Origin of the sequence: Brevibacterium iodinum ATCC 49514, assembly GCF_900169265.1 — a bacterium.
Classification (GTDB): domain Bacteria; phylum Actinomycetota; class Actinomycetes; order Actinomycetales; family Brevibacteriaceae; genus Brevibacterium; species Brevibacterium iodinum.
The window spans coordinates 51,551-66,288 of record NZ_FXYX01000014.1; the positions used below are offsets into that span (position 1 = coordinate 51,551).

General features: G+C 64.3%; 13 protein-coding genes. 5 read left to right on the forward strand and 8 right to left on the reverse strand.

Annotated elements, in window-relative coordinates; translation table 11 throughout:
- Positions 1–236: 236 nt before the first annotated feature.
- Genes argE through BI49514_RS10540 form a run of 3 tightly spaced genes read left to right on the forward strand, consistent with a single transcriptional unit; the run spans position 237 to position 2,281 of the window.
- Positions 237–1,412, forward strand: a complete 1,176-nt coding sequence (argE, locus tag BI49514_RS10530; protein WP_257904124.1) for an acetylornithine deacetylase — start codon at positions 237–239, stop codon at positions 1,410–1,412.
- Positions 1,413–1,472: 60 nt separating this feature from the next.
- Complete coding sequence (locus BI49514_RS10535; RefSeq protein ID WP_101546501.1) at positions 1,473–1,691, forward strand: hypervirulence associated TUDOR domain-containing protein; 219 nt, start codon at positions 1,473–1,475, stop codon at positions 1,689–1,691.
- Complete coding sequence (locus tag BI49514_RS10540; RefSeq protein ID WP_101546502.1) at positions 1,688–2,281, forward strand: DUF488 domain-containing protein; 594 nt, start codon at positions 1,688–1,690, stop codon at positions 2,279–2,281. Before BI49514_RS10535 ends, BI49514_RS10540 begins: the two co-directional genes overlap by 4 nt.
- Positions 2,282–2,449: 168 nt before the next feature.
- Here BI49514_RS10540 and rplI read toward each other — a convergent pair whose 3' ends face one another.
- The 8 genes from rplI to BI49514_RS10580 all read right to left on the reverse strand — a co-directional run bounded on the left by rplI (position 2,450) and on the right by BI49514_RS10580 (position 11,800).
- The gene (rplI, locus tag BI49514_RS10545; protein WP_244195274.1) at positions 2,450–2,893 is read right to left on the reverse strand and encodes a 50S ribosomal protein L9; all 444 of its coding nucleotides are present in this window, start codon (positions 2,891–2,893) and stop codon (positions 2,450–2,452) included.
- Between the two features lie 31 nt (positions 2,894–2,924).
- Complete coding sequence (gene rpsR / locus BI49514_RS10550) at positions 2,925–3,164, reverse strand: 30S ribosomal protein S18 (RefSeq protein WP_101546504.1); 240 nt, start codon at positions 3,162–3,164, stop codon at positions 2,925–2,927.
- 47 nt (positions 3,165–3,211) lie between these two features.
- A complete protein-coding gene (locus BI49514_RS10555; RefSeq protein WP_101546505.1) occupies positions 3,212–3,841 on the reverse strand; it encodes a single-stranded DNA-binding protein in 630 nt (209 codons plus the stop codon).
- A gap of 34 nt (positions 3,842–3,875) precedes the next feature.
- A complete protein-coding gene (gene rpsF / locus BI49514_RS10560) occupies positions 3,876–4,166 on the reverse strand; it encodes a 30S ribosomal protein S6 (RefSeq protein WP_025779601.1) in 291 nt (96 codons plus the stop codon).
- Between the two features lie 108 nt (positions 4,167–4,274).
- A complete protein-coding gene (locus BI49514_RS10565; protein WP_180954377.1) occupies positions 4,275–5,663 on the reverse strand; it encodes a hypothetical protein in 1,389 nt (462 codons plus the stop codon).
- 26 nt (positions 5,664–5,689) lie between these two features.
- Entirely contained in the window at positions 5,690–8,149 is a 2,460-nt protein-coding gene (locus BI49514_RS10570; RefSeq protein ID WP_244195275.1) for a transglycosylase domain-containing protein, read from the reverse strand.
- A 360-nt stretch (positions 8,150–8,509) separates the two neighbouring features.
- Positions 8,510–10,216 (reverse strand): AMP-binding protein, encoded by a 1,707-nt coding sequence (locus tag BI49514_RS10575; RefSeq protein ID WP_101546506.1) that lies wholly within the window; start codon positions 10,214–10,216, stop codon positions 8,510–8,512.
- A gap of 108 nt (positions 10,217–10,324) precedes the next feature.
- A complete protein-coding gene (locus tag BI49514_RS10580) occupies positions 10,325–11,800 on the reverse strand; it encodes a CCA tRNA nucleotidyltransferase (protein ID WP_101546507.1) in 1,476 nt (491 codons plus the stop codon).
- Between the two features lie 140 nt (positions 11,801–11,940).
- Here BI49514_RS10580 and BI49514_RS10585 point away from each other — a divergent pair, with 140 nt between their 5' ends.
- A complete protein-coding gene (locus tag BI49514_RS10585) occupies positions 11,941–12,429 on the forward strand; it encodes an NUDIX domain-containing protein (RefSeq protein WP_092009772.1) in 489 nt (162 codons plus the stop codon).
- Positions 12,426–14,738, forward strand: a complete 2,313-nt coding sequence (locus BI49514_RS10590; protein ID WP_244195276.1) for a DUF6049 family protein — start codon at positions 12,426–12,428, stop codon at positions 14,736–14,738. The genes BI49514_RS10585 and BI49514_RS10590 overlap by 4 nt, the downstream gene beginning before the upstream one ends.

Here is a 14,738-nt window from a genome sequence, read left to right on the forward strand (position 1 = left end):
GCTGCGCGCTCAAAGCTGAGCAGTGCCCACCCACTGGGCGGGTCCCACACGGCACGAGTCCGACCCGTAGAGTGAAGGCGTATGGTCACCGCTGTCCTGCACGGGGACCACGTCCCCGCTGGGACCGCCACTCCGCGGAGACGTCCGACGTCCCCGCTGGGACCACCGCGGCCCTCCCGCAGACGCCGCGGTCTGACCGAACCGAGACCACCCGCATCCGAGAGTCAGGAGCAGTCGTGCAAGCGACACCCGCCGAAGCCACCATCACCGAGATCACGAATCTCATCACCTTCGACACGACGAGCCGGGACACGAACCTCCCGCTCATCGACCACGTCGAAGCCCGCCTCCAGGCCACCGGCATCGAATCACGCCGGATCCCGAACCCGAAGGGCACGAAGGCGAACCTGCTCGCGACCATCCCCGCAGCCGACGGCACGACCAGTGGAGGCATCGTCCTGTCCGGGCATACCGACGTCGTCCCCGTCGACGGCCAGGACTGGTCCTCCGACCCGTTCACCCCCGAGATCCGCGACGGCAAGTACTTTGCCCGCGGCAGCGCCGACATGAAGTCCTTCATCGGCGTCATCCTCTCCCGCCTCGAAGCGCTCAAATCCGCGAAACTCCGCGAACCCATCCACCTCGCCTTCTCCTATGACGAGGAGATCGGCTGCGTGGGCGCCATCTCCCTCGTCGAGGCCATCACCGAGGAGGGCCTGGCGCCCCGCGGCTGCATCGTCGGCGAACCCTCGAGCATGCGGGCCATCCGCGGCCACAAATCGATGAACGTCTTCCGCGTCGACTTCCACGGCGTCGCCGCCCACTCCTCGCTCACCCCCGAGGGCGTCAATGCCATCGCCTATGCCTCCGAATTCGTCGCCTTCGTCCACGCCGTCGCAGCCGAATTCCGCACCGAAGGGCCCTTCGACGAGGCCTATGTCGTGCCCTTCACCTCGGTCACGGCGAACACGTTCAACGGCGGCATCGCCGTGAACACCATCCCCGCCGAGGCGACCGTCCAGTTCGAGTTCCGATCGCTCGGTTCCGTGGACCGCGCGGCCCTCATCGAACGCTTCCGCGCCGAAGCCGAACGCCTCGGTCGAGCCATGGCCGCCGAGAACGAGGCCGCCGGTGTCGACTTCACGATCGAAGCCGAAGCTCCCGGCTGCGAGACCCCGGCCGATGCGGACATCGTCTCGCTCGCCGCGAACTGGGGCGCTATCGCCACCGATGACAAGGTCACCTACGGCACCGAGGCGGGGCTGTTCTCCGAAGCCGGCATCCCGACCGTCGTCTGCGGCCCCGGAGACATCGCCCAGGCGCACGCTCCCGACGAGTTCATCGAGCTCGACCAGATCGCCGCCTGCGAGTCCTTCATCGACGCCCTCATCGCCGACCTCTCCGAGAGCTGAGGACGCGGATCCAGGGGCGTAGGCTGCACATAGGATCACAGACTCAGGCAGGGAGGAATCATGGCAACCGAATTCTCGGTCGGTGACCACGTGGGCTGGAACTCCGAGGCAGGGCAGGTCTCCGGTCATATCACGAAGGTCCACACTGCCGACTTCGACTACAAGGGACACCGTCGCCGCGCCTCGGCAGAGGACCCGCAGTACGAGGTCAAGAGCGACAAGACCGATCACATCGCCGCCCACAAAGGCAGCGCTCTGCACCTCATCGACGACGAATGACGGGACTGGACACGGCGAAATCCCCCGCCGCGTCGGCCGGCCCTGCGGACGCCGCTCTGCCGCGTCTGCTGACAGTCGGGCATTCGAATCGTGAACTGAATGAGTTCATCGAACTGCTCGCGGGTACCAGCAGCGAGGTGATCGTCGACGTCCGCAAGCTGCCTGGTTCGACGAAGAACCCCTGGTTCAACGCCGACACCCTTGAGAGCGACCTCGCCGAAGTGGGGATCGAATTGCGACGCCTCGAGGGGCTGGCCGGTCGCCGACCGGTCAGCCGGACGGTGCCCTTCACCGTCAACGCATGGTGGCAGAACCGCAGCTTCCACAACTATGCCGACCACTGCCTCTCATCGGCATTCCGCACCGACCTCGAAACTCTCATCGGCTGGAGTACGGAGGCGCGCTGCGCGATCATGTGCTCGGAGGCCGTGTGGTGGCGGTGTCACCGGAGGATCATCGCCGATCAGCTGCTCGCCCGGGATCTCCCCGTCGCCCACATCCTCGGCGAAGGTCACATCGATCGGGCGAAGCTGAGCGAGGGTGCCCGGATCGAGGCGGACGGCACCCTCACCTATCCCGCTGACAGCTGACCCGGTCCGCGGCCCGAGTCCGCACCTCCTCCTGAAACACCCAACCGGTCGAAAAACACCGAGGCGGCACCTGAACTCAGGTGCCGCCTCGGCGGTGGTGTGGTGGGGCCGTTCAGACACTCACCACGTCCGAATCATCCGGACTGGGACGCCCGGACAAGGCCTTGATCAGGCCTTGCCGATGACCTCGAACTTGATCTTCGCGGTGATCTCGTCGCCGACGCGCACAACAGCGTTGTAGCTGCCGGGGGTCTTGACGTGACCGGTCAGTGCGACCTGACGGCGATCGAACTCGCGTCCGGTCGCGGTCTGCAGGGCCTCGGCCACGAGGGCAGGGGTGACGGCGCCGAAGAGGCGACCGTTCTTGCCGGCCTTCATGTCGATGCGAGCCGTGGTCGACTCGAGTTCGCCCTTGACCTTGATGGCTTCGTCGTGATCGGCGATCTGCTTGGCCTGACGGGCCTTGCGGAGAGACTCGATGTGCTTCTCAGCGCCGGCGGACCAGGCCGAGGCCCAGCCACGAGGCAGAAGCAGGTTGCGTGCGTATCCGGCACGAACCTCGACGACGTCGCCGGCGGCACCGAGGCCGTCGACTTCCTGGTTCAGAATCACTTTGCGGTTAGGCATTATTCTTTCCCTCCGATCAGCGAGCTGAGCTCGAGTAGGGCAGAAGTGCCATCTCGCGGGCGTTCTTGACGGCCTTTGCGATGACGCGCTGTTCCTGCACGGTCACACCGGTGACGCGACGTGCACGGATCTTGCCGCGGTCGGAAATGAACTTACGGAGCGTAGCGGTGTCCTTGTAGTGGATGTTCGCCGCTTCGCCCTTCTTGAGCGGATTAGCCTTCTTCTTGATAGGCTTCCGGACCTCTGGCTTTGCCATGAGTATCTCCTGTTAACGAATGTCTCGAAATGTCGTGAAGACGTGGATCAGAACGGGGGTTCATCGGCGCCGGGATTGCCCCAGCCGCCGTTGCCGCTCTGCGGGTTCGATGATGCCCACGGGTCATTGGCGGGTGCGTTGTTGCCGCCCTGGCTGTAACCCTGGCGCTGGCCACCCTGCTGGCCGCCCTGCTGGGGATTGTTGCCCCAACCGGAGGACTGCTGGTTGCCGAAGCCGCCCTGCTGGCCGCCTCCGCCCTGGCTGCCGCCACCGAAGTTGCCGCCGCCACCGCCGAAGTTTCCTCCGCCGCTGGGGTTGTTCTTCGAGACCTGTGCGGTGGCGCGCCGCAGGCTGGGGCCGACTTCGTCGACGTCCAGCTCCATGACCGTGCGCTTCTCGCCTTCCTTGGTCTCGAAGGACCGGGACTTCAGTCGGCCCTGAACGATGACCCGAGTGCCGCGCTGCAGAGATTCGGCGACGTTCTCTCCCATTTCACGCCACACCGAGCAGCGGAGGAAGAGAGTCTCTCCGTCCTTGAACTCGTTGGCCTGACGGTCGAAGATACGCGGCGTCGAGGCCACGGTGAAGTTTGCGACTGCCGCACCGTTCGGTGTGAAGCGCAGTTCGGGATCGCTGGTGAGGTTCCCGACGACCGTGATGACTGTTTCGCCTGCCATTGAATCTCCTAGAAGCGAGGTAGCTTAAGATGCCTTACTTGGCGTCCGGGCGGAGGATCTTCGTACGCAGAACGGACTCGTTAAGCCCGAGCTGACGATCGAGTTCCTTGGTCGTTGCAGGCTCGGCGTGGAAATCAACCACGACGTAGTAGCCTTCGGACTTCTTCTGGATCTCGTACGCGAAGCGACGACGTCCCCAGATATCCACGTTGTCGACGGTGCCGTTCTCAGCCGGGACAACCTTGATCAGGTTGTTCACGGTGTCAGCCAGCGTCCGCTCTTCGAGGTCGTTATCAAGAATGAGCATGAGCTCGTACTTACGCATATGTCACCCACCTCCTCTGGTCTTTGCGGCCATGGTCGGTCCATGGCAGGAGGGTATATGCTGCCCGCTCCCGGTCCCGTGCTGGTCACGAAATGAGAACAGACCTCACTAGTCTAGTCGACGGGTGCGCAGGCTGTCATGTCCGGTTTCGTGCTCTTCCTTACGTCCCAGGTCCAGAGATTCCTTAGGTCCTATGACCGCGGTTTCCGTGGGCGCAGATCCATCCCCTCGCCGAGGCGGCCCCGCCGTGACCGTGCCACCGCGGATTCCGCGACGGTAGAGGTTCTCACCGGCCATGATGACGACGAGGACGAGAGCGAGGAGTCGCAGCAGGGTGAATAGGGCGACCCAGGTGGGGTCGAGTCCTTCGTCCTTTTCGAAGCCGGAGACATCGCCGAGTTGGATGGCGATGGCGAAGACCGCCTCGGCGAGCGTCCAGACGATGAGCACCCACCACCGGCGGATGGACAGAGCGACGAAGGGCAGCAGCCACAGGCTGTCCCACGGCATGAGGCCAGGAGCCAGCAGCAGGCATCCGCCGATGAGCAGGCATGCGGACACGGCCGGGTCGAGGCCGGTGCGACGGCCCAGATAGAGGCTGACGGCCACGGCGAGGACGACTCCGGCACTGGCGATGATCCACACCGGCGCCCAGACGGAGGTGTCGCCGACTTCGGCCATGAGCAGGATCGAGGCGAAAGAGCCGCCGTCGATGGCATCGGAGTACCAGTGGATGATCCGGTCGATCGCGGTGAGATCGACGACGAGCAGCACCGCCGAGGTGATCATGGCCGCGGCGAGCATCATCCGCGGATTGCGCGGCTTCAGTCCCCGGGCCGGATTCGGTCCGGCCAGGGTCAGCGCCAGGAGGACGAGGAGGGCGAGGGGGTTGATGAACGTCGCAATGCCCAGCAGCACACCGGTCAACCACCCGCGCGGACGCAGCGGTGGGGGGCCGATGAAGAGTGCCATCGCCCAGATGCTCAGGGCCACGGCGAACGGATCGAGAGTCGATCCGAGGGTGAAGAGGATGAGCGGAGAGGCGAAGACTGCGACGAGCCACCCGCGGAAGCGGGCGAGAGCGAGGAGTCCGACGCCGAGAGCTGCGATCCCCGCGGTGTTGAGCAGGAGCACGCCGACCATGAACACGGAGACGTCGTCGGTGAACAGGTGGAACAGGTCGACCAGGCGGGCTTCCAGTGGGGCCAAGGCCGCCGCTCCGCCGTGAGACCGGCCGAGCACCTCGGGATTGACGTCACCGGAGAAGGCTGTGGACAGGGAGCCTGCGCACATCCTCGCCGAGGCGGACGGCTGTTCGTATCCCGAGCTCAGACACGGTCCCTGCAGGGCCAGAGCCAAGAACGTGGTGACACCGAGGATCGCCGCCAGCACATACGCCTGGGAGCTGCGGAACCGGCGCCCGGCAGCACCCAGGTGAATGCCGACCGGACCGCCGAGCAGAGGCTCGGCGATCCGGGTGCTGGACTTCGAGGGCATGACTCGAGGTTACCGGTCAGCCACGATCAATCGCCTCCGAGGTCCGCAGCACCGCCGCCGCCGTTGTCACCGGTGCCGCCTCCGGAGCCGTTTCCGCCGCCGGAACCATTCCCGGGTCCATCGCCGCCGGACGAGCCTTCACCGCCGCCGCCTCCGGAGTCCTTGTTGTTTCCGTTGCCGGAGTCGCCTCCGCCGCCGTCACCAGACGAATCGTCCTTCGAGTCCTTGCCGTCACCGCCGCCGTCCTTTCCGTCGGAGTCCTTCGAGCCTTCGTCAGAGCCCTTCGAGCCTTCGTCAGAGCCGTCCTTCGAGCCTTCTTCCTTGCCCTTCTCGTCTCCGTCGGAACCCTTGTCCTTGTCCTCGTCGTCCTTGGGAGTCTCGATCGGAGCCTTGGGCTCCTCCTTCTCCTCGTCCCCACCGCTGCCGTCGTTGCTGCCGGCAGGCGCCTTGGGTTCGGGCTTCGGAGCCGGGGCCGGATTCGAGTTCTTCGGCTTCGGCTTATCGGGCAGTTCGCCGCGCGCCGGGAACTGCTCGACCTTCTCTCCCTGCAGAGCGTTCTTCATATAGTCCGTCCATACCTGCACGGGGAACGAACCACCGGTGACTTCGCCGCGTCCGCCGAAAGCACCGATCGACGTCTGCTTGCCGTCGACTTCGCGGTACAGCACCACCGAGGTCGCGAGGTTCGGGGTGTATCCGGAGAACCATGCCGCCGTATTGCCGTTCGTCGTACCGGTCTTGCCGGCCGCAGGTCGCCCGAGGTTCTGGGCATAGCTGCCCGAACCGCCCTGAACGACCTGGCTCAGTGCGTACGAGGTCTCGGCACCAACGGCCTTGTCGAAGACGCGCTTGCCCTTGGTCTCAGCCTTGTACACTTCCTTGTCCTCGGCGCCCTGGTAAATCGTCTTGATCGAGTGGGTCTCGTGATGGACTCCGTTCGCAGCGAACGTCGCGTACGCCGACGCCATGTCGATGGGCTTGACGCTGGGAGTACCGAGCACGTTCGAGGGGTTCTTGGTCAGATCGATCGAGCAGCCACCGGTGTCACCGGACGCCTTCTCCTTGTCGGTGCAGTTCTCGCTCAGGCCCGCGCGTTCGGCGACGTCGACGGTCTTCTCCGGTCCGACCTGCACGTTGAGCGCGGCATAGGCGGTGTTGATCGAGGATTGCGTCGCCTTGAGCAGACTGACGGGGCCGTAGCTCGTATTGCCGAAGTTCTTCACGTTCCACGGCGTGCCGTCGTTGTTCAGTGTTGTCGGGCTGGAACCCGGATAGGAGTCGGTCAGTCGCACGCCGTTCTCCAGGCCTGCGACGAGCGCGAAGGGCTTGAACGTCGAACCGGCCTGCACATGGCTCTGTGTCGAGGCGTTGAACGCCTGATCGAGGTAGTTCTTGCCGCCGTAGAAGGCTGCGATCCCACCGTCATCAGGGTCGATCGAGACGAGTCCCGCCTGCATGCCTTCAGGCTGTTCCTGCGGGAGCGTCTTGATGGCCTGCTCGGCCGCCTTCATCCGATCCTTGTCGAAGGTGGTGACGATGTTGTAGCCGCCGCGGTCCAGCTGAGCCTCATCGATGTCGAGCTTCCGCAGCGCCTCGCGGCGGACGAAGTCCCACATGTAGCCCTTCTGGCCCGACAGTGAGGACTCCTTGTTCTGCTTCTTCACCTCGGGCATCTCGACCTTCGCCGCCTGCTTTTCGGTGATGAAGCCTTCGTCGACCATCGATTTCACGACGTAGTCGAAGCGATCCTGGTAGGCCTCGGGATTGTCCGAGGGATCAGCAGCACCAGGACGCTGGATCATCGCGGCCAGCAGTGCGGACTCGCTGACGTTGAGCTCCGAGGCCGGCTTGTCGAAGTAGTTCTGGCTGGCGACCTCGATGCCGTAGGAGCGGCGCCCGAGGTAGATGGTGTTGAGGTAGTTCGCGAGGATCTCGTCCTTCGACTGCTGCTGGTCGATCTTGAGCGAAATGAACATCTCCTTGATCTTGCGGTCGAAGGAGTGCTCGTTCGTGAGGTAGAAGTTCTTCACGTACTGCTGGGTGATCGTCGAACCGCCACCCGCGTACTTGTTCGTGGCCACGCCGACGACAGCACGGGAGAGTCCCTTGATCGAGATGCCGCGGTTCTCGTAGAACGAGGTGTCCTCGGCAGCGATCGCAGCCTTCTGCATCGGCTCGGAGATCTCGTCGATCTCCACGGACTTGCGGTCCTCGACCTTATACTGGCCAATCGGCGTCTTGCCGTCGCTGTAGTAGATCGTCGAGGTCTGACCGGTAGCCTCGAGGTTCGGCTCGGGGATGTCCGTTGCGGCATAGCCGATGGCGAACGCCACGCACAGGGCGATGACGAGGCTGAGCCCGCCGACGACGAGTACACGGATGCTCGGCAGGAAACGGGTCCATCCGCTCACACCCGCTCGCGGGTAGTTGAGCAGGTTCTTCGTATTCCTGCCGATGTTCTTGGCTGTGTGTTGTCCCTTAGCCACCCAAGGTCCTCCAGGTCAGTCAGCCTGCCGCAATGCGTGGCGACGAGGTCCGAAAAAGGTCAAAGACGCCAACCAGTCTCGCACGCATTCATTAGTAGAGGATGAAAAAGTGCTGAGCCTGACTCCCTGCAGACACGCCAGGTTACCGAACCGTTCTCAAAGTAACCCCGCATTCGGCATCTCACCAGCCATTTTACTTGACTGCAAGAGAATCAACCATGACGAGTGCGTGTTTGCTCACATTCAACCGTGCGCTCACTTTTCGACCGTTGCCGCCGTCGATCAACTGGGAGCCCGCTTTTCGGCCCGAGTAACAGCCGAAAAGCGGGCTCCTGCTTGAACGAGCCTTCACGGCGACGCTCAGCTCTTGAGGTCGAAGTCCGTATCGGCGTACTCGTTGCCCTCGACAGCGGGTTCGCCGCTGAACGGATGCAGCTGGTCTTCGCGGGCGCGCAGCTCGACGCGACGGATCTTTCCGGAGATCGTCTTCGGCAGCTCGGCGAACTCGAGTCGGCGGATGCGCTTGTACGGAGCCAGGTTCTCTCGGCAGTAGGCGAGGATCGACCGCGCCGTCTCGGCATCGGCCTCGAACTTGCTCGAGACGACGACATACGCCTTGGGCACAGCCAGTCGAACCGGATCCGGCGACGGCACGACGGCCGCCTCGGCGACGGCCTCGTGTTCGATGAGCACGCTTTCGAGCTCGAAGGGGGAGAGCCGGTAGTCGCTGGCCTTGAACACGTCATCGGCGCGACCGACGTACGTGATGTAGCCGTCCTCATCCCGGGAGGCCACATCGCCGGTGTGGTAGACGCCGCCTTCGAAGGCCTCAGCGGTCTTCTCCGGGTTGCTCCAGTAACCGGTGGTCAGGCCGATAGGACGGGGATCGAGACGCAGGCAGATCTCGCCCTCATCGCCTTCCTCACCGGTCGCCGGGTCGATGAGCACGACGTCGAATCCGGGCAGGGCCTTGCCCATCGAACCGTACTTGAGCTCCTGATCGGGCGAATTGCCGATCTGCAGGGTCGACTCGGTCTGACCGAAGCCGTCGCGGATGAGCACACCCCATTCGCTGTGAACACGGTCGATGATCTCGGGATTGAGGGGCTCACCGGCGCCCAGAGCCTTCGTCGGGGGGTGCTTCAGGTGGCTGAGGTCGGCCTGGATGAGCATGCGCCACACGGTCGGCGGTGCGCAGAAGCTCGTCACTCCCACTCGGTCCATGGTCTCCATGAGGGCGTTGGCGTCGAAGCGCGAGTAGTTGTAGAGGAAGACGCAGGCTTCGGCGATCCACGGGGTGAAGATGTTCGACCAGGCGTGCTTGGCCCAGCCAGGCGATGCGACATTGAGGTGGACGTCACCGGGTGTCAGTCCCATCCAGTACATCGTCGAGAGGTGACCGACTGGGTAGGAGACATGGGTGTGCGCGACCATCTTCGCCTTCGAGGTGGTTCCCGAGGTGAAGTAGAGGAGCATCAGGTCATCGGCACGAGAGCTGCCTTGAGGGTCGAACTCGGTGCTCTCATCATCGGCATCGGAGTAGCTGTAGTCCTGCTGGCGGGTGGGCTCGCCGCCGACGACGATGCGGACGACTTCGACATCGACGTCATCGAACTTCGCGGCATCCTCGGCGCCTGCGACGACGAACTCGGCCTGACCGCGCTCGGCACGGTCGGTGAGGTCGATGGGTCCCAGCTGTGTGGTGGCCGGCATGAGCACGGCACCGAGCTTGATGCCGGCGAGCATCGTCTCCCACAGCTCGACCTGGTTGTTGAGCATGACCATGACATGGTCGCCCCGCTTGATTCCGGCTCGGCGGAAATGATTCGCCACCTGATTCGACCGCGCGGACAGCTCCGCGAAGCTCCACTTGCCCTCGGTCCCGTCCTGTTCGACGATCCACAGAGCCGGCTTGTCGTTGTTCTCGGCGATCTTGTCGAACCAGTCGAGCGCGAAGTTGAAGTGTGTGAGACGTGGCCAGTCGAACTGGTCGCGGGCGGCCTCGTAGTCGCTGCGGAGCTCGATCAGCTTGTCTCGGGCAGCGCGGAACTCCTCGGTCACTGTCATTGTGGTCTCCTCACCTTTCGCCACCGTCACATCATGTGACGTCACGCACAAATCTAAACGATTACGAAGCTATCAGCACTGATCAGCCGGTGAGCAGGCGGGGGTCGGTCACTGACCGTGGGATTCCCACCAGGAGCGCAGCTCCGCCTCGGCGCGTTCAGGTCCGAGCGGCCCGTGCTCCATCCGCAGCTCGAGCAGATGCTTGTACGCCCTGCCCACCAGCGGTGATGGTTCGATATCGAGGATCGCCATGATCTGCTTGCCGTCGAGGTCCGGGCGGATCGAATCGAGTTCTTCCTGTTTCGCTAGGGCCTCGATGCGCTCTTCCAAGTCGTCATAGGCGAAAGCGAGCCGATCGGCCTTCCGCTTGTTCCGGGTGGTCACGTCCGCACGGGTGAGAATGTGCAGCCGCGACAGCAGCCGTCCCGCGTCGGTGACATAGCGGCGCACCGCCGAATCCGTCCACCCGGCATCGCCGTAGCCGTAGAAGCGCAGATGCAGTTCGACGAGGCGGCCGACCGCCTTCGTCGTGTCCTTGTCGAAGCGCAGCGCCTTCATCCGCTTGGCCGTGAGCTTCGCCCCCACCGCATCGTGATGGTAGAACGTCACGGCACCGCCGGGCTGGAAGCGCCGAGTGGCGGGCTTGCCGACATCGTGCATGAGCGCGGCGAAACGCACGACGAAGTCCGGCACGCGCAGGCGCTGCGGATCGTCGTCGGCCATTCCAGCCTCCTCTTGAGCTGCGGCATATCGGCTCTCGAGTTCGACGGCCTGACGCAGCACGGTCAGCGAATGCTGGTAGACGTCCTTGTGCCGATGATGCTCATCGGTCTCGAGCTGCAGTCCGGACACCTCGGGGAGGACATGGTCGGCGATTCCGGTGCGCACGAGCAGGTCGATTCCGGCGACCGGATCGATGCCGGTGATGAGCTTGACGAGTTCGACCTGGACGCGTTCGGCGGAGATGATCTCGATCCGGTCGGCCATCGCCGTCATCGCCTCTTCCACCTCAGGCACGGGGTCGAGCCCGAGCTGGGAGGTGAACCGGGCCGCGCGCATCATCCGCAGCGGATCATCGGAGAACGAATCCGCGGCCGCCCCGGGGGTGCGGATGCGACCGGCGATGAGGTCGTCGAACCCCTGATGCGGGTCGACGAACGTCTTCGAGGGCAGTCGGATCGCCATCGCCCCGATGGTGAAGTCGCGGCGGACGAGGTCGGCGTCGAGGTCCGTGCCGAAAGCGACGACAGGTTTGCGCGAATCCTCTTCATAGGCTTCGGCACGATAGGTCGTGATCTCGATCTGGACGCCGGATTTCACGGCCCCGATGGTGCCGAATTCGCGTCCGATGTCCCAGTGTGTGTCGACCCAGTCGGAGATCAGCCCGAGGATGTCGTCGGGGTGGGCGTCGGTGGTGAAGTCGAGGTCCGGCATGGGGCGACCGAGCAGCGCGTCACGGACGGAACCGCCGACGAGGGCGAGTTCGAAACCGGCTGAGGAGAACCTCTGACCCAGCGGGCCGAGGATGTGCTCGAGTTCGTCGAGCTTGTCGTGCAGTCGGTTGTGCGCGGTCTGCGGATCCACCGAGCTCCTTCAATTCTTCAGATCTCTGCTCTTGCCCATGGGAACTCGTCTCCCGCCTCCAGGCGTGAGTTCCGGTCTCCATAAGCCTACCGGGAGCAGATGACACGAAACTTCCAAGCTTCGCCTACTAAGGTAGGAGAATGACCACACCGATGCCCAAGCCGGGACCCCGCACGTCCCGCCGCACCACAGTGGAGGAGATCTCCGCCGGTGGCATCGTTGTCGACTTCTCTCATCCGAAGCTGGCCGTGGCCGTCATCGCGCGCATCAATCGCGCCGGCCGGATCGAATGGTGCCTTCCCAAGGGGCATCTCGAAGGAACGGAGACCCCCGCCGAGGCGGCCCGCCGTGAGGTCGAAGAGGAGACCGGGATCGCGGGGCAGATCATCTGCCCGCTGGGAACCGTCGACTACTGGTTCACCGTGACCGGAATCCGGATCCACAAACTCGTCCACCATTTCCTGCTGCGTGCACAGTCGGGGACTCTGACCGTGGATAATGATCCTGACCAAGAAGCGATCGATGCGGCGTGGGTGCCCTTCAACGACCTGCGTTCGCGACTCTCGTTCGCCAATGAGCGCCGAATCGTCGCCGCCGCCCGACCGATGGTGTCCCGACTGGAGCAGTGAAACCCATTCCCATCCGCCGACTGCGATTCCTCACCGCCCTGCTGAGCACGCTCCTGCTGCTCGCAGGGCCGGTTTTCGCATACCCGCTGCTCGATGCCGCCCCGGCCGCTGCCAGCACCGATGCGAATACCGACGCGGACACCGATGCGAAGAAGGACGAGGTCACAATCACCCTCGACGAGGTGACTCCGTGGATCGATGACAAAGGCACGCTGACCGTGCGGGGAACGGTCTCGAACACGACGAAGAAGGCGGTCGAGAAGCCGAGCCTGAGCCTGCAGATGTCGACTCGCAAGCTCGATTCCGAATCCCGCCTGACCTCCTGGAAGCAGGGACAGGCACGGCACCGCACCGTCGCCGATCTCGAACATGACGGAGCCGAAGCGAGGAAGAAGGCGAAGAAGGAGAAGGACTCAGGTCCCGATGACAGCTCGGGAAGCACCCTCGACACCTCGTTCGACGACACCATCGATCCCGGCACCTCCGCGGAATTCACCTTTCGCGTGCCCGCCGATGACCTCGACCTGAGCACGTCCTCACCCGTGAGTTCCTGGGGCCCACGGGGGCTGGCGGTTCAGCTCGGCGACGAAACCGGTCTGCGGGCCTCAGCGCTCGGGTTCACCACGTGGTACCCGGATCCGGAGTTCGATCAGACGAAGATCAGCCTGCTCGCTCCCGTCACCCTCCCCGGCCATTCCGAGGGCGGACTCATCCCTTCCGACCGGCTCGATGCGGCCATCGCCGAAGGCGGTTCGCTCGACACGATCGCGAAGCTGCTGGAACACAAGGAGCTCGCTCTGGCGATCGACCCGCGAATCATCGCTTCCTTCGAAGCAGCGATTGCCGAACCGCCTCCCGCCGACGCACCGGAGGAAACCGAAGAGGCCGGCGGGGAAAACGGTGAGGAGACTCAGTCACCACCGGTCGGGGCGCCGGAGAACGATGACGCCGATTCCAGCGGCGCCGAACTCGAAGCTGCGGAGAAGCAGCGCAAACGCCTCGATTCCTGGTATCAGGACTTCGTGGATGCGGCACAGAAGCACACGGTCGTCGCTCTGCCCTATGGCGATCCCGATCTCAGTGCCCTGCGCGGGACGAAGATCGACCGACTGAGCTCCTTCGCTCAGAAGCAGCGCGAGATCGTCAAGGACGTCTTCCCCGATGCCCGCACGGACATTGTTTGGCCGGTGGCCGGAAGTGCGACGAAGAACGGGCTGCGGGCGCTGAAGAAGTCCGGCAATTCCACCGCGATCATCAGCGATGGTCAGCAGCCCTCGATCACCGGCATCCACGACGATGCGCATTCGCAGACGACGATCACCGATGACGGGGAGTCGACGATCGACACTCTCATCTCCGATACGAAGCTCACGGACATGAGCGCCGAGGCGATCGCCGAGGACGACCCGGCCGGGGCGCTGTCCGAGCTCGTCGCGGAGTCTGCGGTGATCCAATCCGAGGCTCCCTACCGCACCCGCAGCCTGTTCGTTCCGCTCCCACGTGCGGCCGCCTCGGCGAATTGGGAACAGACCGTCGAGGAGCTGAGCTCGGCACCGTGGATCGCTCCCACCGGGGTCGACAAGATCCTCGATTCCAGTACCGAGGCGCGCGGACTGCTGCGCACGGATGCCGACGCTCCGCACATCCGCAAGAGGGCCGTGGAGTCGCTGGCCGAGACCCGGGCGAACCAAGAGGACTTCAACAGCGTCTTCAGTGACCGTGACAGCGCCGATATCCGGCTCGACCGCGAGCTCCTCACCTGCACTTCGGCGGCGTGGACCCTGGGCCGGAACGCGAACATCTGCGCCGGTCAGGCGCGCGAGCAGAGCGAGAACCTCATGGACAGCCTGCACCTGCGCAAGGGATCGTCCGTCCTCCTCGTCACCGGCGAGAAGACGACGATTCCGGTCACGATCGTCAATGATTCCCCCGCCGAGGCGACGCTGCGGATCCGGATGAAGCCGAACACTCCGCAGCTGCGGGCGCAGGAGACGGAGACCGTGAAGGTGCCGGCCGCGGAGACGATGCGTGTGGACGTGCCCGTCGAGGGCCTCGCCAACGCCGATGTGCCGACGACGATCGAGATGGTCACCGCCGACGAGGTGGTCCTGCCAAAGCAGGAATCACTCATGGTTCGGGTCCGCGCCGATTGGGAGAACATCGGCACCGCTGTGATCGGATTGGCCCTGGCCGTCGTGTTCGTGATCGGCTTGATCAAGACCATTTCGCGCGGGCGACCGAAGATCCCCGAACAGCAGCTGGCCGATGCGATGGCCCGCGCCAAGACCGACGACCCCGAAAAGAGGTAG

Coding starts and splice junctions, on each gene's coding strand:
- BI49514_RS10565 (WP_180954377.1), bottom strand. CDS start 5,663: ATGCCCTCGAAGTCCAGCACCCGGATCGCCGAGCCTCTGCTCGGCGGT.
- BI49514_RS10585 (WP_092009772.1), top strand. CDS start 11,941: ATGACCACACCGATGCCCAAGCCGGGACCCCGCACGTCCCGCCGCACC.
- BI49514_RS10540 (WP_101546502.1), top strand. CDS start 1,688: ATGACGGGACTGGACACGGCGAAATCCCCCGCCGCGTCGGCCGGCCCT.
- BI49514_RS10555 (WP_101546505.1), bottom strand. CDS start 3,841: ATGGCAGGCGAAACAGTCATCACGGTCGTCGGGAACCTCACCAGCGAT.
- rpsF (WP_025779601.1), bottom strand. CDS start 4,166: ATGCGTAAGTACGAGCTCATGCTCATTCTTGATAACGACCTCGAAGAG.
- rpsR (WP_101546504.1), bottom strand. CDS start 3,164: ATGGCAAAGCCAGAGGTCCGGAAGCCTATCAAGAAGAAGGCTAATCCG.
- BI49514_RS10535 (WP_101546501.1), top strand. CDS start 1,473: ATGGCAACCGAATTCTCGGTCGGTGACCACGTGGGCTGGAACTCCGAG.
- BI49514_RS10575 (WP_101546506.1), bottom strand. CDS start 10,216: ATGACAGTGACCGAGGAGTTCCGCGCTGCCCGAGACAAGCTGATCGAG.